Origin of the sequence: Halomonas sp. IOP_14, assembly GCF_021021315.1 — a bacterium.
Lineage (GTDB): Bacteria > Pseudomonadota > Gammaproteobacteria > Pseudomonadales > Halomonadaceae > Vreelandella > Vreelandella titanicae.
The window spans coordinates 23748-45966 of record NZ_JAINWD010000008.1 but is presented as its reverse complement, the minus strand read 5'-3'; the positions used below and the strand labels follow the sequence as shown (position 1 = coordinate 45966).

The 22219-nt window shown below is 54.6% G+C and carries 19 protein-coding genes; 8 read left to right on the top strand and 11 right to left on the bottom strand.

Features of this window, described 5'->3' with window-relative positions; translation table 11 throughout:
• Window positions 1-8: 8 nt before the first annotated feature.
• Both K7H09_RS08420 and K7H09_RS08415 read left to right on the top strand, forming a co-directional pair.
• Window positions 9-1514, top strand: a complete 1506-nt coding sequence (locus tag K7H09_RS08420; RefSeq protein WP_230804393.1) for a tripartite tricarboxylate transporter permease — start codon at window positions 9-11, stop codon at window positions 1512-1514.
• Window positions 1511-2278, top strand: coding sequence for a GntR family transcriptional regulator (locus K7H09_RS08415; protein WP_009286024.1), 768 nt, complete (start codon window positions 1511-1513; stop codon window positions 2276-2278). Before K7H09_RS08420 ends, K7H09_RS08415 begins: the two co-directional genes overlap by 4 nt.
• Before the next feature lie 318 nt (window positions 2279-2596).
• On the opposite strand, the gene htc1 is transcribed toward K7H09_RS08415, so the two are convergent.
• The 4 genes from htc1 to K7H09_RS08395 all read right to left on the bottom strand — a co-directional run bounded on the left by htc1 (window position 2597) and on the right by K7H09_RS08395 (window position 8667).
• Window positions 2597-4582, bottom strand: a complete 1986-nt coding sequence (htc1, locus tag K7H09_RS08410; protein ID WP_039857430.1) for a methyl-accepting chemotaxis protein Htc1 — start codon at window positions 4580-4582, stop codon at window positions 2597-2599.
• Window positions 4583-4776: 194 nt separating this feature from the next.
• Window positions 4777-5439 carry a nucleotidyltransferase family protein gene (locus K7H09_RS08405; protein ID WP_141440528.1) on the bottom strand — a complete coding sequence of 221 codons (663 nt, stop codon included), beginning with the start codon at window positions 5437-5439 and terminating at the stop codon, window positions 4777-4779.
• Complete coding sequence (locus K7H09_RS08400) at window positions 5429-6397, bottom strand: XdhC family protein (RefSeq protein ID WP_230804391.1); 969 nt, start codon at window positions 6395-6397, stop codon at window positions 5429-5431. The genes K7H09_RS08405 and K7H09_RS08400 overlap by 11 nt, the downstream gene beginning before the upstream one ends.
• The gene (locus K7H09_RS08395) at window positions 6397-8667 is read right to left on the bottom strand and encodes a xanthine dehydrogenase family protein molybdopterin-binding subunit (protein WP_230804389.1); all 2271 of its coding nucleotides are present in this window, start codon (window positions 8665-8667) and stop codon (window positions 6397-6399) included. Before K7H09_RS08395 ends, K7H09_RS08400 begins: the two co-directional genes overlap by 1 nt.
• Window positions 8668-8876: 209 nt before the next feature.
• Between K7H09_RS08395 and K7H09_RS08390 the strand changes: the two genes are divergently transcribed.
• Window positions 8877-9356: a MarR family winged helix-turn-helix transcriptional regulator gene (locus K7H09_RS08390; protein WP_230804387.1), complete on the top strand. Its 480-nt coding sequence runs from the start codon at window positions 8877-8879 to the stop codon at window positions 9354-9356.
• Between the two features lie 44 nt (window positions 9357-9400).
• Here K7H09_RS08390 and K7H09_RS08385 read toward each other — a convergent pair whose 3' ends face one another.
• From K7H09_RS08385 to K7H09_RS08370, 4 genes are read right to left on the bottom strand one after another with little or no spacing between them, the layout of a single operon-like run.
• On the bottom strand, window positions 9401-10066 hold the full coding sequence (locus K7H09_RS08385) for an N-carbamoylsarcosine amidohydrolase (RefSeq protein ID WP_190374453.1): 666 nt from the start codon (window positions 10064-10066) through the stop codon (window positions 9401-9403).
• A gap of 50 nt (window positions 10067-10116) precedes the next feature.
• Window positions 10117-10893 (bottom strand): maleate cis-trans isomerase family protein, encoded by a 777-nt coding sequence (locus K7H09_RS08380; protein ID WP_009286021.1) that lies wholly within the window; start codon window positions 10891-10893, stop codon window positions 10117-10119.
• A gap of 15 nt (window positions 10894-10908) precedes the next feature.
• Window positions 10909-11727 carry an alpha/beta fold hydrolase gene (locus K7H09_RS08375; RefSeq protein WP_230804385.1) on the bottom strand — a complete coding sequence of 273 codons (819 nt, stop codon included), beginning with the start codon at window positions 11725-11727 and terminating at the stop codon, window positions 10909-10911.
• Entirely contained in the window at window positions 11724-12884 is a 1161-nt protein-coding gene (locus K7H09_RS08370; protein WP_230804384.1) for an FAD-dependent monooxygenase, read from the bottom strand. The genes K7H09_RS08375 and K7H09_RS08370 overlap by 4 nt, the downstream gene beginning before the upstream one ends.
• Window positions 12885-13347: 463 nt before the next feature.
• Here K7H09_RS08370 and K7H09_RS08365 point away from each other — a divergent pair, with 463 nt between their 5' ends.
• From K7H09_RS08365 to K7H09_RS08345, 5 genes are all read left to right on the top strand, one after another.
• Window positions 13348-13836, top strand: a complete 489-nt coding sequence (locus K7H09_RS08365; RefSeq protein ID WP_022521538.1) for a (2Fe-2S)-binding protein — start codon at window positions 13348-13350, stop codon at window positions 13834-13836.
• The gene (locus K7H09_RS08360) at window positions 13829-16840 is read left to right on the top strand and encodes a c-type cytochrome (RefSeq protein WP_230804382.1); all 3012 of its coding nucleotides are present in this window, start codon (window positions 13829-13831) and stop codon (window positions 16838-16840) included. The genes K7H09_RS08365 and K7H09_RS08360 overlap by 8 nt, the downstream gene beginning before the upstream one ends.
• 21 nt (window positions 16841-16861) lie before the next feature.
• Window positions 16862-17050 (top strand): hypothetical protein, encoded by a 189-nt coding sequence (locus K7H09_RS08355; RefSeq protein WP_035581314.1) that lies wholly within the window; start codon window positions 16862-16864, stop codon window positions 17048-17050.
• A complete protein-coding gene (locus tag K7H09_RS08350) occupies window positions 17043-18551 on the top strand; it encodes a sodium:solute symporter family protein (protein ID WP_052475660.1) in 1509 nt (502 codons plus the stop codon). Before K7H09_RS08355 ends, K7H09_RS08350 begins: the two co-directional genes overlap by 8 nt.
• A gap of 129 nt (window positions 18552-18680) precedes the next feature.
• Window positions 18681-19712 (top strand): leucyl aminopeptidase, encoded by a 1032-nt coding sequence (locus K7H09_RS08345; RefSeq protein WP_039857426.1) that lies wholly within the window; start codon window positions 18681-18683, stop codon window positions 19710-19712.
• A gap of 53 nt (window positions 19713-19765) precedes the next feature.
• Here the strand turns inward: K7H09_RS08345 and K7H09_RS08340 are convergent, their stop codons facing one another.
• Genes K7H09_RS08340 through K7H09_RS08330 form a run of 3 tightly spaced genes read right to left on the bottom strand, consistent with a single transcriptional unit; the run spans window position 19766 to window position 22214 of the window.
• The gene (locus K7H09_RS08340) at window positions 19766-20716 is read right to left on the bottom strand and encodes a biotin-dependent carboxyltransferase family protein (protein WP_230804380.1); all 951 of its coding nucleotides are present in this window, start codon (window positions 20714-20716) and stop codon (window positions 19766-19768) included.
• Window positions 20713-21417: a 5-oxoprolinase subunit PxpB gene (gene pxpB / locus K7H09_RS08335; RefSeq protein ID WP_230804457.1), complete on the bottom strand. Its 705-nt coding sequence runs from the start codon at window positions 21415-21417 to the stop codon at window positions 20713-20715. The genes K7H09_RS08340 and pxpB overlap by 4 nt, the downstream gene beginning before the upstream one ends.
• 44 nt (window positions 21418-21461) lie before the next feature.
• Window positions 21462-22214, bottom strand: coding sequence for a 5-oxoprolinase subunit PxpA (locus K7H09_RS08330; protein WP_230804378.1), 753 nt, complete (start codon window positions 22212-22214; stop codon window positions 21462-21464).
• Window positions 22215-22219: the final 5 nt, after the last annotated feature.

The following is a 22219-nucleotide window of genomic DNA, read 5'->3' as shown; positions in this document are numbered from 1 at the left end:
GGTCATCCATGTTAGATATTATCTTACAGGCATTCGCAGCAGCGTTAGAGCCGATGAATTTACTGTTCATCGCTTTAGGAATTGCCTTAGGCATTGTGATTGGTGTTTTGCCTGGACTCGGCAGCGTAACCGCCATGGCGGTACTGATACCGATAACCTTTTACATGTCCCCGTTAGCTGCCATTGCTTTCCTAGTAGGAGTCAATAAAGGAGGGACATCCGGTGGGGCCATTCCGGCTATTCTGTTAAATTCTCCCGGCTCACCCGAGGCAGCAGCAACGGCCTGGGATGGCTACCCTATGGCTAAGCGCGGAGAAGCTTTTCGTGCAATGAAATTCTCGCTTTTTTCATCGGTTACCGGCGATACGATTTCTGATTTACTACTCATCGTCCTTGTTGTGCCTTTTGCCGCCTTCGCATTGCAGTTTGGGCCAGTAGAATATACAGCTGTATTGTTATTCTCATTTGCATTAATTGCTGGAATTGCAGGAGATTCACCCTTAAAAAGTGGAATAGGTATCTTCTTTGGTATTCTACTCTCAACGATAGGCCTTGACCCCGTTGCCTCCACTTCTCGCTTCACATTTGGTCAACTTAAATTAGAAGATGGCCTCTCACTGTCAGCTTTGGCAATCGGCGCGCTTGCACTCTCATCTGTGGTTATTCAGCTTTCTGATCTCATCACCCGGCGTGAAAAAGATGACTTCGCCTTGAATCAAGCTGATACGAAAGCAGGCCGATCTGTTTCTGCACGTGAATTTTTCTCTTACTGGCGCACGCTAATCCGAGGGGCATTGACTGGCTCTCTTGTTGGGATGCTACCAGGGCTAGGCGTAACCTTAGCCTCTTTTCTATCTTACTCAGCCGCTAAACGTGCTTCCAAAAACGGCGATAACTTTGGTAAAGGAGAGCCCGAGGGTATCATTGCTACAGAAAGCGCCAATAGCGCTGTGGTTGGTTCTAACCTGATTCCAACAATCGCACTTGGCATTCCTGGCAATATCGCGGCAGCATTACTTGTTGGCGCCCTAGTTATGCATGGTGTTGTACCGGGGCCTTTCATGCTGAGCATGCATGGGGAGCTTATTTATGGACTCTTCGCCTCCATGATTTTGGCGAATATTTTCCACCTTATAATTGGCCGGGCGGGTTTATCACTATGGGTGCAGTTTGCTCGTTATCCACGTCGCCTGATTTTGCCGCCAGTGCTCATGTTTTGTATCTTTGGTATTTACCTTCCGACCCAATCGCTTTGGGACGTCGGTGTAATGTTAGCTTTTGCGGGTCTAGGTATTCTTTTTACTCGTGCGCGAATTTCAATTGTGTGCACTGTCATCGGTTTTCTATTAGGAGGAATGTTTGAAACTTCTTTACGCCAAGCTCTCTTGCTTCATCAAGTAGAAGGGATCTCAATTCTGGCGAGCCCATTAGCACTAGTATTCTTGCTACTTACAATCGCCGTTCTTTCACGTGCAATATGGCGAAGCCAAAAGGAGAGTAACAAATCGGCATGACTAAAAAAAATCAGGATGCTGCCCTGTGCTCTTTATTAATACAGAAACTAAAAGAAGAGCGTCACCGCAATCCACAAGAAACCAAGCGTACTGCACTGCGGCTAGCTTTAATGGCAGCTATACGGGAAGGAAAGGTCAAGCCTGGAGAACGGTTACCATCAGAAAGCGAGCTGGCGAGAAGCCTTGAGCTTTCACTCGGCACAGTGCAAAGCGCACTGGGTCAGTTGCAGGATCTGGGGTTAATCGTGCGTCGACGCGGAGACGGCACTCGCATAGCGGATGCAGAACCGCTAGGCCCTAATATTTGGCATTTCCGCTTCCGTGTTGCCGCCACAAATCGTCCACTACGCCTGACACAGGTCAAGGTCGAGGTACTCCGCACCAATGAACGTGGCCCCTGGAGCGAACACTTGGGCCCCGGGCCTTACGTTGTCATTCGTCGACGTCTTACTGGTGATAACATCAACCTTGGTGCAGAAATGTACTTACCGCAGAGACTGATAAATATAGATGATATTGAATTGAGTGAATTAGAAGGTGTTAATCTTCGCATCTGCCTTGAAGCATTTTTGGGGCAACGCTCTCATCAAGCAAATACGCTCATTGCAATAAACCACCTCTCTCTCCGCCATGCTGCTTTGTTTGAAATGCGGCCTGATAACGCGACATTCTGTGTAACAGCCTGTACATCACTAGGCGATGGTAGCCCGTTCTACTATCAGGATATCTATGCACCTTCTGACTTGTTAATATTAGAAATTTAAAAGCACTGAATAGCCCCAACTTGTGGGCGCCACACTTAAGAGTTCAATCATGCTCACAAAGGGGTTGAACATCATGAACAGGCTTTTCAGCGAAGAGCAGATCATAGGTTTCTTGGGCGAAACAGAGCAGGGGCTTCATTAAGGAGCTATGGCATGAGCAGCGTGATCTTTTACAGGGAGGTGAACTAAGTTCGGCGGTATGAATGCTATGCCAGTGAAACTCTCTATATACTTTTGCATATTGGTCACGAAAGTTTACGAACTTTAAGCTAAAAGGCACCCAAGCGGGTGCCTTTTAGCCTTATTAATGATGAGAAATTAGAACTCTTCCCATTCCGCCACTTCATGCTTTTGCTGAGTGGCCTGGGGAGGGCGGCTAGGTGCTTGAGGTAGTGCAGTGCCTGTCCGCGCTTTATGTGCTGCCGTATAGGGTAGCGCAGAGTTCTCAGCGCCGCCTTCACTGAGCACAAACTCGCTCATCAGTTGATCCAGCCGTTGCGCATTATCGCGCATATTGGTGGCAAGCGTGGCGCTCTGGCTGACCATGGCAGCATTCTGCTGGGTCATCATATCCATCTCTGCCACTGCGGTATTGACCTGTTGGATGCCAGTGGTTTGTTCCCGGGCGCCGGCAGCAATCTCGGCGATCACATCCGACACTTGAGTAACGCTGTGGCGAATCTCCTTCATGCGATCAGCCGCCGCCTTGACAATATCACCGCCTTCTTTTGAATGACTCACGGACATATCAATCAGTGCACGAATATCATGTGCCGCAGATGCCGAGCGACTGGCGAGTGTGCGGACTTCGCTCGCTACAACAGCAAAACCACGGCCCTGCTCGCCAGCGCGGGCAGCCTCCACCGATGCGTTCAGTGCCAATATATTGGTTTGAAATGCAATCGAGTCAATCAAGCCAATAATGTCGCTTATTTTATTGGCCGAATCACTAATCGCGGCCATCTTGGCTTCCATTTGATTCATCGAATCGGTGCCACGTTCTGAGGCATTGGCGGCTTCTAGCGCGAGGCTATTCGCCTGTTCGGAGGCCTGGGAAGTATGCGCTACCGTGGAGTGAATTTGCTCCATTGAGGCAGACGTTTCCTGGAGGTTAGCCGCCGCTTGTTCGGTACGCGATGAAAGCTCATGAGTACCATCCGCCATATCGCTGGCATCGGATAATACCGTGCGAGCGTTTTGGCGCACTTCCTGAAGGGTAGACTGCATACGCTCGACAAAGGCATTAAAGCCGTGGGCGAGGTCGCCAATTTCATCCTGGGTTTTGGCTTCTAAACGGCGCGTTAAATCACCTTTTCCTTTGGCAATATCAGCCATGGCACTGGCGGTATGCTTGATGGGGGCAAGTGAGCGCCGCGCCGCATAGGCAACCACCACCAACAGCAATGCCAATAGCAGTCCTCCCGCCAGCAGCAGCGACTGCAGCAGGCTGTTAGTCACGGTCGTAAAGGCGGTGATGGGTACGGTGACCCCGACCACCCAGGAAGTGCCTTCCACCGGGCTCCACATGAGCACGGTCTGCTCACCGCTGGGCATGGTTATTTCACCGGAGCCTGCCGTGCCGCTGAGTATTTGCTGACTCAATGCATCCAGGCCTTGGTAGCCCTGCTGGTCGGCATCGGTGTAATTGAGCGACATGCGATACTCTTCAACCGGATGAGCAATGACTTGCCCTTGGCTGTCGATTAGCCAGCCGTAGCTGCCATCGCCAACATTAATATCGGAGGTAATATCAGATACGGCGGCCATGGAAACGGTCATGCCCAGCAGTCCCGCTCGATTGCCACGCTCATCGAATACAGTATCAGCGACAATAGCCGTTGGCAGGCCACTCACCATGGAGATAACCGGATCGCTTAGCAGACTATCCTGAGTGCCGTCAGTCACTAAGGCTTTGAAATAAGGACGTTCGGCTATCTGCAAGTTGACGCCTGCGTGAGTTAGGGTCGCTCCGGATGCGTCAGCAAAGAACAGTGACTCGATGGTGCCCCCTGGCGGGTAGCGCTTTTCGAGCCAAGCGCGGTGAGACGCAAGCGGCACGTCTTCCACCAAACGCTCATCCTGAGCAAGTACGGAGATCCAATTACGGTACCCGGTAATCCAGCGGCTGATTTCATCTGCCCGTGCTTCTACCTGCCGCTTACCGGCATTATCGATTAACGCTGGAATAGCCTGGTTAAGCTGTTGATTGACGACAAAGCCTAAAATGACGGCTACCACTAAGAGAGGTATAGCGACAGCGACCAGCAGTTTCTGCGTCAGTGAAAGACGAGAAATTTTTTTCATTTGTTGCCTCGATATGTTGGCCAGAAGCAAAGCACGAGGATGTTGATGAGTGCCATGCTTTGACTGTTTAATGGTTCCCTGGGTGTTATTCTTACTACCGCTAATCATTAACGGTCGATCCTGCACTTGCTCAAATATTTGATTTTTTTAATATCTTTTTGGCTAATATAATAATGTTAAACTAAAAGTCTGTTTCAGCTTTTAATGTAATTTTTGTTGTGGTTTTTGTTGTAGTCTTGTATGCATTTGCGCGCTTCTTGTATTTTTTGTGATTTTGTTAAATCATCGGGGTAGTCGACGTCAGTGCACACGCCTGGGTCGTTGAGAGAGACATAAATAACACGCTTGCTATGCTTTTTGATGACAGGACTTGCACCTCTGTCGTTTTCTAAAAGTGCCAGTTCGTGCCAGAATTCTCTTCCAAAAACAACAGGGTGCCCAGGGTTTTCTTGGTGTATTGGCTGTACGATACTCCCTGGGGTGGCCATTTTTGTTAATACACCGCATGTCTCTTCACTTACCCAAGGGAGGTCGGCTAACCATACTGCGGCAGCACGATAATGATGTATGCTTTCATCGCTGCAGAGTTGTCTAAAAGCATCGCTAATACTGTAACCAAGGCCTAAATGACTGCGCTGACTAATAATAATGTGATTCGTTGGTGTAAGGCCGAGTGACTGGGCGTTATCTTCGGGTTTGATAACAACGCGGCTATTAGAAAAAGTTTTCTGAATAGTTCGTAAAGTGGAGCTAAGCAGCGTTTCCCCATTGCCTAACTTGGCGACTCTTTTATCGCTGCCAAAGCGGCTTGATTGCCCTGCCGCCATCACGATGACTATGATATCGCTACAAGGCATGGCGTTCTTTTCCGCGAGAGAGGCGAGCAATATCGGCCATCACGGCTAGCGCAATTTCAGCCGGTGTTTTGCTACCCAGATTAAGCCCAATGGGCATGGCAATTCTTGCTACTTGGCTTTCCGTCAGGCCGCCAGAACGTAGCAGTCGTTCGGCACGCTGCTGTGATGTCTGCTGAGAGCCCATAACGCCAATGTAAAAGGCTTCCGTTCGGACGGCTTCGATCATCGCTAAATCATCGATACGCGGGTCATGGGTCAAGGCCACAACGGCGGTATTGGCATGGCAACCGCCAGAGGCAATAAACACTGAGGGCAGTACCGCCTGCACCTCCACTCCGGCGACAGCAAAATTTTGCCTAGGCTCGTCTCTGGGGTCGCAGACAATCACTTCAAAACCAAGCGTTTGGGCAAACAGCGCACAGGGCGCAGAGACTGAAGAGATCCCCGCGATAATCAGCCGTAGCGCAGGGCCTATGCGAATATTGACGCTATCTGTATCGAAAGTAACGGTGGGCTCGGTGTTATTCGATAGGTTAAAGCGCTTGCCGCTGCCATCCAGTGTGATACAGCGGGTTAGCGGTTGGCGACCCAGTAGCGTGGCATGCATCACTTCTAGGTGAGTGAGGTTTTCGGTGTTGGGCGCTAGCCGTTCAACCAACACTTCAAGGCGACCACCGCAGGGTAAACGAATATTCGCTGAACCAGCGTCACCGCCATAGCGCACCCGTTGAACCGGTTCGTTAAACTCACCCTTTTGAAGCCTTGCGATAAAGTCTTCTTCGACACAGCCACCTGACAGTGACCCCAGATAGTCGCCTGTCGAACATGCGACCAGCATGGCACCCGGCTCCCGGGGGGCCGAGCCAAAAGTTTTCAGAACTGTGCATAGCCAAACGGTCAGCCCCTGGTTGGCCCATTTCAACGCACGTTCGATAACCTGTAGATCAAGATGGTGCATTAAATCGCCGCCTCCATGGGGAGTCGAAGAGCGGCTTTCAGTGCATCGCGAATGGTGTCAGGGGTAAAAGGGGGATGGGTAAAGCGTACCCCCGTGGCATCAAAAAGCGCGTTGGCAATCGCGGGAGCGCCGGGCAGTGAGGCGGACTCCCCAACACCGAGTGGGGGCAGTTCAGGGCGATCAAGCAGCATGACGTCGATGGGAGGCAGCTCCGAGAAACGCAGAATAGGGTAGCCGCCCCACTCTCTGCTGGTTGGTAAACCATCCTCAAAGGTTACCCGCTCCTTTAAAGTGCGGCTGAGCATCTGGATCACATTACCATGCACCTGATGGCGAACGCCGGCGGGGTTCACCATCAGGCCCGCATCCTGACCTACATATAGGTTCTCGACGACAACCCGTCCACTCTTCACATTGACTTTAAGCTCAATCACCCAGGCGGCGAGCGCGGCACCAAAGCCGGGAAATTTACTATGTACGTACTGGGCGTAAGCGAATCCTCGGCCGTAGCGCCACTCGCCATCGCTACTCGGATTGGTGTTAGCGGTGCAGGGTTTCCAGTTCGCACGTTCGGCTAACGCTTCGACAAGCTCGCAGGCGCGGTTATCGGCTAAGTAGCGCAACCGATAGGCGACAGGATCTTCACCCGCCAAGTAGGCGAGTTCATCAATATAGCTTTCGTGGGCGAAAGTGCTGGGCAGCGCCGAGACACCACGCAGCCAGGAGGCGCGCACCAGGGTCGGGACGTCGTCGCACACTATTTGGCGATGAGGGTAGCGGTAGGGCGGCACCGATGTTCGATCCCCCATTTCAAAGGGGATATCAATCGGTGGGGCAGCACCGGTCAGCAGTAGTGCCAGGGTGGGCGCACTGTTAGAGGGGTAGCGCGTATTAAAGCGATAGCCTGCTGGGCTGCCATCTGCGTTTAAGCCGCCCTGAATGGCCATATACTGAGCAGCCCCTTTAGGCTCCCAGGTGTGCTCCTGCTCACGGGTTAGTTGTACACGAACAGGTCGACCCACCGCCTGAGAGAGTAGCACTGCATCCGCGCCAACGTCGTCGGCGCAGTTGCGGCCATAGCAGCCTGATGTTTCCATGCGGGTAATGGTGATAACGCCTTCGTCCAAACCGGTAAGGCGGGCGAGGTCGGCGCGCAGGCTGTGTGGATTTTGGGTGCCCGACCATACGTGAAGGCCATCTTCGTTGGCATCGGCGACAGAGCACGAAGGGCCGATGGAGCCATGCAGCTGGAATGGCCACACATAATGACGATTGAGCGGATGCTGTGCGGCAGCCAGAGCGTTATCGAGATCACCCTCTTCGAGGAGTATGCGCTGCTTGCTGGGCAGGTCGAGCAGTGCTTGCTCTATGTTGTCCAACTGAGGCAAGCCTTCGATTGGGCGCCACTGGATCTTTAGCTGTTTGGCTGCGGCAGCAGCCTGCTCTTCACGCTCGGCCACCACGCCAACAAAGTCACCGACCACCACGACACTTACCACACCTGGCAAATGAGCCACAGAGCTTTCATCTACCGCGATTAAACTGTTGCCAATAAAGTCGCCGCTATCATGGCCTACATAAGGCGGACGAATCACTCGCCCATGCAGCATGTTGGGCAGGCGTAGGTCGTGGATAAAAGTCAATTGCCCGGTGGCCTTGGCGGGTATATCCACGCGGGAGGTCGATTGGCCGACCAGGGTATAATGGCTGACCGGCTTAAGCGGCACCTCATCGGCAAGCTTTAATGCATGACGGGTGCCCCGCAGCAACTCCCCAAAGCTAACGGGTGAGCGGTTATTATCACTTGGCGTAATAGCGCCGTTCTGGCAGCTAAGTAGTGAGCGCTCAGTGTCAAAGTGCTTTGCTGCCAGGGTTAATAGGTACTCCCGCGCCTGTGCCGCAGCTCGGCGTAAAGGCTCGGCAGTGATCTGAATCGATGCACTGGCTATGGTGGGGCCTTGGTTGGGGGCTTCAACGGAGTTGCCCAGCACCATGGTGACGCTGTCGAACGCGACGCTGAGCTCTTCTGCAACAATTTGAGCGAGCGCCGTGCGTATGCCCGTGCCCAGGTCTACGTGGCCGTTGAAAGCCACGATATGACTATCGCTCAGTACGGCAATGAATATCTCAGGCTCATGTGGGGTGAAGTTTGAGTGTGTACCTGGCTGTCCAGGCGCGGGCTTGGGGGGCGTAACCGGGTCGCGATAGATCACCAGAACATCAGACCCATACAGCAGTGACTCTCTTGTATAGTCTGATTTATCAGCCATGTCTGCCTCCCACGCTCGCGTTTACGATGATCAGTGCGGATGAATTTTAGGTGATGAAAGAGCGATAACTAAGGTAAGATTATAGCGTGTACGCCATAAAAGCATGATGAATTGATCCAGCGCAAGGAGTATTTCATACGTTGATGCATCATTTTGTTAACCAGTGCCATACTCGATACACGACGTCGCCAATAGATTAAGGATATGGAATGACAACGGATAGTGCGTTCAAACACTCGTCTTCCGGCGAGCACTCTACGCCTTCAGAGCAAGGGTATGATTTTTCTGAGCAAGTAGGGCATCTACTGCGTAAAGCCTACCAGCGGCATACGGCTATTTTTCAGCGCCACAGCAGCGATAAACAGCTCACGGCCATTCAATTTGTAACGCTGTGCACGGTGATGGAGCGCGGCCCTAGCTCGTTAACCGATATCGTCAATGCCACGGCGATTGATCCAGCCACCATCCGTGGCGTCATTAAACGTCTTAGAGCGCGGGGGTGGATCTCGCTAACCACCGACCCCAATGATCAACGCAAAGTCATGGTCGTGATCACTGAGGCCGGGGAGACATTAGTCGAGGCTATGGTGCCCAGTGCCAAGCAAATTAGCGATCAGACCATGAAAAATCTCAACCCGGCAGAGCGGGTTGCCTTAATGCATCTGCTGGAAAAAATGAACGCGGACTGATGACTCAACAGAGACGTCCGCTTCACCTGCGTTTTCGGATACTCCTAACGCTTCATTAAGTATCCCAGTGTTTCATCCAGTCCAATCACATCGCCATATTTGCTATCGATATCAAACAGGTTAGCTTCATGGGGCGCGGGGTGACGGTCACCCACGCAGTCACGCACGACCATCACCCGAAAGCCGTGCTGTACTCCATCAACGGCGGTGGCGCGAATGCAGCCACTGGTGGAGCAGCCGGTAATGATGAGTGTATCGATACCCATGGCGACCAGTGTGGAGGCAAGCGAAGTTCCAAAGAACGCGCTGGCATACTGCTTGGTCATTACCAGCTCATCTTCACGGGGGGCCACCTCGGGGCAGAACTCGGCGTAAGGGTTGCCCGCCACCATCGCCCGCATGACCGGCGCCTTCTTGACCCAAATGCCACCGTCGATTTGATCTGGGGCGTGATACAGGATGTTGGTGTGGATAACAGGCGTGCCAGTGCGCCGTGCGGTATTGAGTAGCGGCGGCATATTGGCCACCGCATCCACCACGCCCTGGGCAAATAGCGGCGAACCTGGTGTGGTGTAGCCTTGCATAAAATCAACCACCAGCAGCGCAGGCGTTTTGCCAAAACCGATGCGCCCATCCCACACGCCTCGGTAGTTGTCCGTGGCAGTGTTATCGCTAACGCCATCGCTGTTATCAGTCGTGTGTGGCGACATGGTCGTCTCCTTAATCAGCACTCTATATCGTCAATAAGTACCTGATTTTGTTAGTAAGCCCCTGACAAGAGGGCGCCCGCGCCCGGTACGATGGGCTCCAGGTCGAGTGCCTTGAGCATGGCATAGGTGGTCGCGATAGCTGCGGTAACCACCGGCTTGCCGGTCAGGGCTTCGACCTTGGCGACGGCCGGTAGTGATGGCATTTGCACACAGGCTGACAAGACGATAGCGTCCACGTTACTTAAATCGAGACTGGCGACGATCTCGGGAAGATTGGCGGGATCGTGGCGAGCGACATCCAGGTTATTGGGGATCTCAAGCGCTCGGTAGTCGAGCACGTCAATGCCTTCCTGACGGATGTAGTCCACCACCATTTCGGTCAGCGGCTTCATGTAGGGGGCCACTACCACCACGCGCTTGGCTTTCATCACACCCAGGGCATCAACCAGAGCACCGGCGCTGGTGACCACCGGCGTGTCGCAACCGTTCTCTTCGGTGCGGCTGCGCAAACGCTTTTGCGACTCTCGGTGGTAGCCGGGCCCCATCGCCATAATGGCAACCAGGCAGGCATACCCCATCACATCCACCGCTGCATCAGAAAGCTCCAGGGCGCAGCGATCCGACTCCGCATCCATGGCAGCCAGTTCGTCCTTGCTGACGTTCTTCATGCGCATGCGGCTGGAGTGAAAGGTAAAGCGTTCCGGGCGGATTAACTGCCGCGCCGTAAGCATGGCGGGTATTTCGGTCTCCATGGTGATATTGGAGCTGGGGACGATCTGGCCGATACGGTAGCTTTTGATCTCGTTCTTTATATAGTTGCTGGTCATGGTATTTGGCCTCTCTTAGAGCTCGCTGCCCAGGAAGTCTTCAAACGCGGCAAAAAAACCGTCGAAGTCATCCCAGGGAATCATGTGACCCGCTTTTTCCGCGGTAGAAATACGAACCGTCGGTAGAAGGGCGCGTATTTCGGCGCGATCTTCATCCTGGATAACACCGCCTTTGCCTGCACACATCAGCAGCGTGGGCACTTTGATAGCGGGGAAATCCTGGTGGATATCGACGCTGTGGAACTCTTCAAACGCCTGAACAATGGCGGGCTCAAAGCAAGTATGTAACCACTCGGCGCGTAACCGCAGCTGCTCGTCGCTCCAGGTGGGGCAGTAGTGGCGCATGGTCTCGATATCGGCACCACGTGTGCAGTCGCGAATCGAATCCACGTACCAGGGCAGCTTGCTGGGGTACTCACGGCGTCCTGGCCCTGAAACCGGTGGGTCGATAAGTACCAGTTTGTCGATTCCCTTGGCGCCGCGACTCATGGCGCGTAGCGCAAAGCGCGCACCCATGGAGTGGCCCGCCAGAATGACATTGCTCAGACCCAGCGCATCAATAAAGGCGATCACATCGTCGGCGCAAGTGTCAGTGTCATAATCGAGCTCGGGCCCGGTAGACGACAAGCCGCGTCCACGGACATCCAGCACATAAGTGTCGAAATGCTGACCGAGCCGCTCGGCCACAAAACGCCAGGTGATGGCTGGGCTGGTAATGCCCGGTATCAGTACCAGCGGCTGGCGCGAAGTCTCGGCGCTGTCGGCAAAGCGCAGGTAGTGCTGACGAATACCATTGGCGTGCACGTTGGCGCCATAGAGATAGGTGCTGTTCATGCTGGGCTCCCTTGACTGGTTGGTTGCTTCAGCGGTACTTCAAAGGGGTCATAGGCGAATACCCAGGCCGGGTCTTCGTCTTCCCGTAACCAGGTATTGTCGTGGGAAACCTGCTGAACCCGCGAGGCGCGTTCAAAACGGTTGGTGCGGAAAAGTTCGAATGCCTGCTGGTAGTTCTCGGCGCCCACTTCCTCCAGGCAGCGTACCAGCATGGCGGCATCCTCGATGGCCATGGCAGCGCCCTGGGCCATATGAGGCTTCATCGGGTGGCAGGCATCGCCCAGCAGCACTAGCCGGTTTTCATGCCACAGTGGCAGTGGGTTGCGTTCCAGCAAGGGCCATTTGGTGACGGTTTCAGTGCAGTCAATCAGCGCTTGTACGGTGGGGTGGTAACCCTCGAATGCTTTGCGCATCTCTTCCCGTGAGCTGTCGACGAAGGAAGTGCCGTGGTTCCAATCGGGTTCAGGCACGCCGGTCACGTAGTAATACTCCTTCTCGTCGCCGGTCACGAAGTACACCATCATGTGCCGGTCTTCCGACCACCACTTCACGCAGGCTTCGAAATCCAGGTCATATGCCTTGAGTTTTTCGGCAGAGATAATTGCCCGGTGAGCGACCCAGCCGCTATAGATCGGAGCCTCTGGGCCCAGTAGCTTCTCGCGCAGCCGCGAATTGACACCGTCTGCGCCGATTACCAGGTCGGCCTCTTCCGTCGAACCGTCAGCGAAGGTCATGACGACCTTGTTGCCGCTGTCGTCGACATCGACCAGGCGCTTATCGAAATAGAGGTTGTCCTGGTCGAGCGTGCTGACCATCAATTCGTGCAGATCACCACGGTGTACGGTGATGTAGGCCGCCCCATAGTTTTCGCGAGCAAACTCGCCTAGCGGGATGCGAGACTGATACTCGCCGGTCATGCCGTTGCGGCTGAACCAGTAATCGGGGTGTGAGCCCATGGCATTGAGCTTCTCTTCAATACCAATGCGGCGCATCACTTTCATCACGTTGGGGCCAAGGTGAATGCCTGCCCCAAGGCGCGCAAACGCTGGTGCCTGTTCGTACACCTTGGTGGGGTAACCCGCTTTCTGCAGTAGTGCGCCTGCAGCGGCGCCGCCAAGGCCCGCGCCAATAACGGCTATGGTGGGTTTATTGTTCATATCCTGGTTTCCTCGCTGTTTTATTCGCCTATCACTCGTTTCCGAATGCGTTCGTGAATGCTATAAAACAACGTATACACCATTTATTTTTTGGTCAAGAATTAGTTTCGAAATTATTTTTTAACGAAAACAAGGCGGTATTTTTAAATAAATACATGAATTTAATGGATTTATTGCTGTTTTTTTGGTTTTATGCAAAAACTTGAACAACGTGTACATTGAGTGCTATACGTTTATTAGGCTTATTTTTATAGCGTACGCACCTTTAATGCTCGATGGGTATTAGCTCTGCACTCAGCTGGTGCAAGTCGATTGGCCGTATGTGAAAGGTAGATGAAAATAGGCTGGTTTAAGGTGCTACGAAGCGTGTTTGGCAGGCAGTATTTATTAGTAATATCTAAGTCATATCCAAGCCCTATTCAGAGCAAGAGGGCGGGCTTAACAATAACGATGATGATCCCCTATGACGCTAAAGCTAACTATCAATGGGCAAGAACGCGAGCTGGCCGTGCCGCCGCAGACACCATTGCTCAATGTGTTGCGTAACGACCTGGCGCTCAATGGACCCAAGTATGGCTGTGGTTTGGGCGAGTGTGGGGCATGCAGCGTATTGATTGATGGCATGGCCGCACGCACCTGCGTGCTGCCCGTGTCCGCTGCCGTTGGCCATGAGGTAACCACCCTTGATGGTCTTTCCCAGGGCGGTGAGCTTGACCCTGTACAACAAGCCTTTATCGATGCTCAGGCAGCCCAGTGTGGCTACTGTTTGAACGGCATGATCATCACTATTCGTGCGCTGCTAAATCATAATACCCAACCCTCTACGCAGCAGATTCGCACCGCTTTAGAGCATAACCTCTGCCGATGTGGCACCCATGTTGAAATTCTCCAGGCAGCGGAGCGTGCCGTGGTCATTAACGCGGCCGCGTTGCAGGAGGCTTCTCATGAGTGAAGGGTCGATGCTCCATGGCCAGCAAAAACAGGCCGGCATCCCCGCGCTGCTAGCGCAGGCACGTTTTGGTGTCGTCGTGCGTCCACCTTACTACCGGTGGAATGGTGAGCGTTTTGAGAGTGATCGCTTAGTTGGCGTCGATAGCAGCCGCATTGCCTCACTATCTGGATCTATTGAAGTCGTGGTGGAAGGGAATTTTGTGGGGGTGGTTGCCGATAGTTTGGCCTTGGCGACCGATGCCGCTAAACAACTGAAGGTTGAGTGGCAGGCCGTTCACCAGACGCTCGAAAAAGCGCCTGAAAGCGATCAAGCGCCCCCTAATTCGCCTCTTGTTATGCCTAGCCAGTCGTACATGCATTCGAACCATGGGTATGGCTGGCCGAGTCGCATGCGCTGGGGCAGTCACCCCAGCTGGGTAATTGCCGATTGTTGCGACCAACAATTGAGTGTGTGGGGGAAAACCGTCACCCCAGCGGCGCTTAAACAGGATCTAAGCCGGTTAACCGCGCTGAATATTAGCCAGATTGAGCTTTATAGCGCCGATGGTAAACACGCATCAAATCAGGACTCAGGGCTGGGTCGCCATTGCGGTGACGATGCCGCCGTGGATGCGGCGTTGATGTCGCGGGCGGTGGGCGGCCCGGTAGCCGTCTGGCTTGATGCCCGCTACGCCAAAGATGTTCAGGCATTGGGTCAAGCGCAGCGAATTACCTTAAACGCGGATATTGCCAGTAGTGGTGAGATAGCCCGTTATCACTATCAGCAGGCCAATCTCACTGGTGAGGTGGCTGCCGTAGGGTTGTTGTTAAGTGGTAGGGCCGCGATAACACCGTCTAGCGCTGAGGCCTCCACCGGCGAGCAAGACACAACGCCGTTCTCACCCTATGTATTTCGCGACCAATACCTTGCCGCACGCTCCCAGCCAGACTCGCTCTCCACCAATTCCACCTTGATGGGTATACAGCAGACGTTCGCTCGAGAATCTTTTTTAGATGAGGTTGCCCGCGAGAGTGACCAAGACCCTGTCGCGCTGCGACTTCGACATCTTGACGATGCGCGTGGTATTGAGCTGATTGAGTCCGTTGCTAAACGGGCCGAGTGGCAAAGGGCGTTCAATCCATCAGCGGACTCTTTACCCCAGGATCTATTGCGCGGGCGGGGTTTTGCCTACTCTCAACTACCTGACCGTGAACAACGCGTGGAATCGGGAGTGCGCTCTGCCTGGATTGCCGATGTGGAGGTCAATCGCGTTACCGGCGATGTTCAGCTTACCCGTTTGGTAGTTGGTCAGGACGTCGGCTCTGATGTGGATACTGATCGCCTTCAGCAAACGCTACAGGCCCGGGTCTTGGGTGAAGCGCGCCCCCTTTTGGGGCAGGCACCCAGTTTCGACGAGTGGGGTGACGGCAGTCGTACACTGACTAAAAGTGAATATTCAGCAGGATTACCAACCACCCCTTCTTCGCCGAGCCCTGTTGAGGAAGGTGTTAATCAAACCGTCGGTGAAGACGTATTAACCGGTGCGGAGCTATCGCCGGGTGTTGCGGTAATAGCCAATGCGCTTTTTGATGCCACCGGCCTGCGTTTTCGCCAACCACCGTTTACCGCCAAGCGCGTGCGCCAGGCACTCGAAGCTTCGTCCACCGAGGAGGCAGGGAGCCCATCTAAATTGAAACCGCCGCGGTCAACGAAACGGCGCTGGTTAGCCGCCGCAGCGTTTACCACCATTGCGGGCACTGCGGCCATGGCATGGCCGTGGAAAGGGGCCATTGCGCCTGTCTCTCGGCCAGCCGCCAATCTCTATTCTGCCGAGACCATTGAGCGCGGGCGACTCGTTGCGGCTGCAGGTGACTGCGCGGCGTGTCATACCACCGAAGGTGGCGTGACCAATGCCGGTGGGCGTGGGTTTGAGACACCTTTCGGGACGCTCTACAGCACTAACATTACACCGGATGAGGCGACGGGGATTGGTCAGTGGTCTTACGCAGCCTTTGAGCGCGCCATGCGCCACGGTATTAGCCGTGATGGCAGCCACCTTTATCCCGCGTTCCCCTATACGGCGTTTGCTAAGACCAGTGATGCCGATTTACAGGCGCTTTACGCATACTTAATGGCTCAGCCCCCCGTGTCGACTGAAAAAAAAGCCAATGCGCTCACTTTCCCCTTCAGTGTGCGTAGCTTAATGGCAGGCTGGAATACGCTTTATCATGACGCAACTCCTTTCCAGCCTGACCCCATGCAGAGCGAACTGTATAACCGGGGCGCCTACCTTGCCGAAGGATTAGGCCACTGCAGCGCTTGCCATAGTCCCCGTAATGCCATGGGCGCTGAGAAAAGCGGCGAGGCGTACTTTGCCGGTGCCTTTGTAGATGGTTGGGAAGCACCACCGCTTAATACGCTGTCGCGTGCGCCCATCCCGTGGAGTGAAACATCGCTTTACGACTATCTGCGCCACGGTGAATCTGAGCTTCACGGCGTTGCCTCTGGCCCTATGGCCCCGGTGGTAGCGGGGCTGGCTGAGCTGCCTGAATACGATGTGCGGGCTATTGCCCACTATGTGGCCGCCCAGATGCAGGCGCCCACAAGTAATAGCGATGCGGCCGTGGCAGACGCTACGCAGCGCGTGACCAGTGCAGCTGTTAGCTCAACAGAAATGGAGGCAGGGGAGCGGCTCTTCGAGGGCGCCTGTGCGGCGTGCCATGTCGATTCTGGCGTTCCTACCTTTTCGAGGGCGGGCACTAATCTGGCGCTGAATACCAATTTACACAGCGATCATCCCGATAACGTTATTCAGTCAATTTTGGGGGGTGTCCACGCCGAACACGTTCCCGGTATTGGTAGCATGCCAGGCTTTGCCGACAGCTTTAGTAATACCCAGGTCGCTGATTTGACGACCTATCTCCAAGCGCGTTTTGCCCCAGAGAAAGCGCCTTGGCAAAAAGTAAAACAACGTATCGCAGATATACGCCAGCCTCACCACAACAACACTCACTCTACTCCCTGACGTAATAAAACGAGGTGGATTATGAAACGCAGTAAATGGATATGGCTAGTATGGGCAGTGGTCCTGCTGAGCTACTTGGTGCCTTACACCCTCTTGAGCGGGGTCGCGTTTTGGTACGGCAGCTTCCTGTTCTGGATGTTGGCAGGGCTGGTCATCATTGCGCTGAATGTGTTTATCACTAAAGACTTTGAGGAGCACAGCAATGACTGAGTCACTCATCTGGTGGTCCATTGCCATCTACTTATTGATCGCTATTGGCATTGCGATTATGTCTCGCCAAGGTCCTTCCGAAAGTATGTCGGGATACTTCCTGGGTAACCGACAAATGAACGGCTTTGTCTCGGCGCTGAGCTACAGTGCCACGACGTATAGCGCATTTATGATGGTGGGCTTGGCAGGTCTTACCTATGCCGGCGGCGTTGGCGCGCTCGGTTTTGAAATCATCTATTTCGCCGGTGTCTCTCTGGTGGCTGTTTTCGGTCCCAAATTCTGGGCTGTCGGCAAGAAGTTCGGCTATGTGACGCCCAGCGAGATGTTGGGCCACCGCTACAACAGCAAACATGTGGCCATGGCTGTCTCGATTGCCAGTTGTATCTTCCTGATTCCCTACTCGGCCGTTCAGCTCGCGGGTGTTGGTTACCTGTTGCAGGGGATTACTGATGGCGCGATTACCTTTACTACCGGGGTGGTGCTGGCCACTGTCATCGCCATCTTCTTCTCCTATATCGCGGGGATTCGTTCGGTGATGTGGACCGACTCGCTCCAGGCCATCATGATGATTGTTGCCTCAACCCTGGTGGCCTTCCTGGTGATCCAGGGCTTGGGTGGTTTCGGCGCACTATTCGATACGCTGGCAACGGAACATCCGCAGTCACTCACGGTGCCTGGCCCTGGCCTGTTCAGCTTTGTCACTTTCCTGGGGCTCACCATTCCCTGGTTCTTCTTTAGTATCTCCAACCCTCAGGTCAGTCAACGCCTGTTTATGCCCTCCTCGCTGCGCTCCATGCGCCACATGCTGATTGGCTTCCTGGTGTTTGGTTTTATCTACACCATGGTCTCCGTACTGTGGGGTTTCTCTGCCTTAGCTGCTTTCCCAAGTCTTGCAAGTGCAGATTTAGCCACGCCCACGCTGCTGGCCTCGGAGTTTGTTCCGCCAGTATTAGGGGTGATCGTGATGATCGGCATCATGGCGGCCGCGGTCTCTACTATCGATTCGATCATGCTGACGCTGGCGTCCATGGTTTCCCGAGACGTCTATGCGAACGTTAAACCGAACGTCAGTGAAAAGCGCCAACTGCTGGTGGGCAAGTTCGTGGTGCCGGTGATTGCACTGATGGCGCTGGCCTTTGCCGAGCTGCAGCTTGACCTTATTGCGGTGCTGTCGGTGGCGGCCTCTTCGGGGCTGGTTGCCATGGTGCCCGCCCTTATCGGTGCCTTCTATTGGAAGCGCGGTACTGGCGTCGGTGCACTGGTAAGCGTGGTGGGTACCAGCGCCTTTGTACTGCTGATGTATGCCACTGGTAATTCACTGCTGGGCCTGCCCGCCGGTGTATGGGGCATTGTGGTCGCTAGTGTGCTGTTTGTTGGCGTTAGCCTTATGACCAAGCCTCATCAAGCCTCTTCGGACGCCTTCTTTACCGCCATCGCGGAAGAGCTGGGTAAAAAGCGCCGTACGACCACCGATCAAGCGACGAAAGAGGCGGCTGCCTAATTGACGTTCAGCTTTGACCCGATAACACCATAGAGCGCTTGGTGTGCCCAAAGGCGAGCACGAGCGCTCTCAGCTAACACTTCCCAGTACGCTATAGCTGTGCTTTCGCCTGGGGAGTTAGGAGACTTTATGGATCACGCAAGCTTTGCCGAAATTTGCCTCCATCAGCTAAAAATGTCCGGCGTACATGAAGGCGAAAAACTCGTCGTACTGACCCAGGGCAGCGAACGCCTTGATTATGCGGATGCCTTTATGGCGGCGGGGCAGCGTTTAGGTGCCAATATGTACCACATGCGGTTACCCGCGCCGTTACCTACCGGTGGCTGGGCCGTGGGAGCAACGGGGCTTGCTAGCATGCCCGATGCGGTGGAAGCGCTTAAAAACTGCGACATGTTGATCGATTGTATTTTCCTGCTGTTCTCTCCCGAACAAATGGCGATCCAAGCCGCGGGCACGCGCATATTGACGGCGGTTGAACCGCCAGAACTGCTGGCCAGAATGTTGCCCACCAAGGAGCTAAGGGAAAAGGTCGAACTGGCCGCCGCGCTGCTGGAAAAAGCCAAAGTGATGCGCATCACCTCGCCCCACGGCACGGATGTCACCTACCAACTGAATACTTATGAGACGGTTGCTGAATATGCCTGTACCGACGAACCGGGGCGTTGGGATCACTGGCCCTCTGGCTTTGTGTTCACCGGCGGTGATGACGATGGCGTTGATGGCACCATTGTGGTGGCGCCGGGCGATATTCTGCTTCCTCAAAACATGTATGTTCGAGAGCCTATTACCTACACCATTGAAAAGGGCTGGATTACCGATATACGTGGTGGGCTCGATGCGGAGCTAGTGAAATCCTATATGGATAGCTTTAACGACCCGCGCGGAATGGGCATGAGCCACGTAGGTTGGGGCATGAACCCTAATGCCAAATGGCACCGCATGGTGCCGGGAGAGTTCCCGGGTGGCATGGGGATGGAACCACGCAGCTTCTATGGCAATGTGATGTTCTCCACCGGCCCGAACAGCGAGCTTGGCGGGTCTAACGATACTGCCTGCCATCTGGATATTCCCATGCGCAACTGCTCGCTCTTCCTGGACGATGAGCCCATCGTCATTGATGGCGATATCGTCGTTAAGGAATTGCAAATGGCTAGAAACTAACGCGCTTGAGACAAGAGATACTGATAAAGCCCCTGGTTCGGGGCTTTTTTACTTTAGTGCCAAACCGTTAGCTGATGTCGGTAATCATCTTGCGCTTGGCTGGCGCTGGCAGGGGTTAACCAAACCTGGGTGCCGGGCAAACACTGGGCCAGCGTAGCGCAGGCGATGGGGGTGAGAGCGCCTAGGCGCGGGTAGCCGCCAATGGTTTGGCGGTCGTTCATCAGCACGATAGGCTGGCCGTCCGGCGGTACTTGAACTGCTCCCAGCGGAATGCCTTCGGAAATAATGCCCTTGAGTGAGCTGTGTAGGGCTGGGCCGGTGAGGCGCACGCCCATACGATCGGCACGATTATCCACTGTCCAGGGTTGGTTGAACGCTTGGAAAAGCGCACGGCCACTGAAAGAGGCGATTTGCGAGCCAAGCACAATAGGCAAACGACAGCCTGAAACCGGCATGCGCGTGCCTTGGCTTTCAGGAATGCGGCGCACCGCTGGAGCGGTGCCTTTCCAGGTCAAACGGTCGCCCACTTTTAGTGGTTTGCCATCTTCATGTAAGCCCCCTAACTGCTCGCGGGCAGTGCAAGCGCGGCTGCCCAGCACCTCAGGCGCATTTAGTCCGCCGGGAAAGGCGAGATAGGCGCGCAAACCCTGGCGTGGTTGGCGAAATTCCAGACGCTGGCCCGGCAGTAGCTTGAAGCTGGTATTGGGTGCTAGCGGTTTGCCATCCAACTGGGCGTCTAGATCGGCGCCGGTCAACGCCAGGCGCACCTCGCGTTCGGTTTCAAAGCTCAAGCCGCCGCCCATGACGATTTCCAGCGCAGCGCTGTTTAAAGCGTTGCCCAGCAACCAATTGGCCCAGCGAAACGAGATCCAGTCGGCAGCGCCGCCCTGAGTAACGCCTAAGTGGCCGACGCCAAATCGTCCGGCATCTTGAATCAGCGTTAGTGGTCCCGCTTGCTTAACCACCAGCCCCTTGTGTGCTTCATTCATGGTGACGTGACTCATGGGCGCTCCTCCATGGGCGTGGTATCGCCACCATCTGCTTCAAACTCTTCCCGGGAGATCGCTCTAAAGCGCACCTTGTCGCCGGGGCGAAACAGTGGATCGCCACGTTTGGCATGCTCGAATAGCGGCACGTTGGTGCGCCCTAGAATATTCCAGCCGCCCGGCGAGAGCAGTGGGTAGATCGCGGTTTGACGATCGGCAATCCCCACGCTACCTGCTGCGACTTTACGGCGCGGCGTTTTCAAGCGCGGCGTAGCGAGAGATTCGTCTACCAAACCCATAAAACCGTAGCCGGGGGCAAACCCCAGCGCGAACACGCAGTAGTCGTGGTTGCAGTGCTGCTCGATAAGCTCGTCGACGCTCAAACCAGCGCGTTTGGCGACCAGTGGTAACTCGGGGCCCACGCTTTCGTCGTACCACACCGGGATATCGTGCAGCTCACCGGCTTGAGTATCCACAGGGGTAAGACCAGAAAGCGCCTTGTGAATAAGTTGAATCGCCTCGCTATGGGTTAACTGCTGGCAGTCGTAATGCAGCAACAGCGTGGTGTAAGAGGGCACTAGATCAATTAACGCTGAACCAAAGGTGCTACGCAACTTTTGGTCGGCAGCGATGACCCAGGCCATATTGGCCTCATCGATGGTGTCGAACAATCGCACCATCAGGGCGTCCATGGCAGCGGTTTCAACACGCATTTCAATACGTCTTTCAGCTCTTCTTTCAGTTCTTTTTTCAGTAATGGGATTCACGCCTGCTCCAACGCCTGAAAGGCCTCGCGAATAGCGCGTACGGCGGCCACTGACTCCGGGTTGTCGCCATGAACGCAGAGCGTATCGCAGGCTAACTGCAGCGGCGTACCATCAAGTGCGGTGAGCGGCTCGCCTTTGGCCAGCATTACCGCTTGATTGACGATAGTGTTTTGGTCGTGGTGCACAGCGTTAGGCAGGCGACGTGAGGCCAAGTGGCCGTTGCCATCATAAGCGCGGTCGGCAAAGGTCTCGAACCAGAGGGTAATGCCTATTTGGGCAGCCAGCTCGCGATGTGGTTCGGGGTCTGCGGTGGACATAATCATTAACGGCAGGCTGGCGTCATACGCACGTACCGCGCGCATGACGCCTTCGAGCAGCGCCGGGTTGGCGGCCATATCGTTGTACAGCGCACCATGGGGTTTGATATAGCGCAGTTGGGTGCCTTCCGCTTGGCAGATGCCCGCCAAAGCCCCTACTTGGTAGAGCACCATATCTTCCGCTTCTTCCGGCGAGCAGGCCATTGAGCGGCGGCCAAAGCCCATCAAATCCGGGTAACCCGGGTGCGCGCCAATGCGCACGCCATTTTGAACCGCTAGTTTGACGGTGCGGCGCATGACATGGGGGTCGGAGGCATGGAAGCCGCAGGCGATGTTGGCGCAGTCGACGAAAGGCATCGCATCGGCATCCAGGCCGAGGTGCCAGTTGCCGAAACTCTCGCCCATATCGCAATTAAGCAGGGGGATGGCCATAGCGA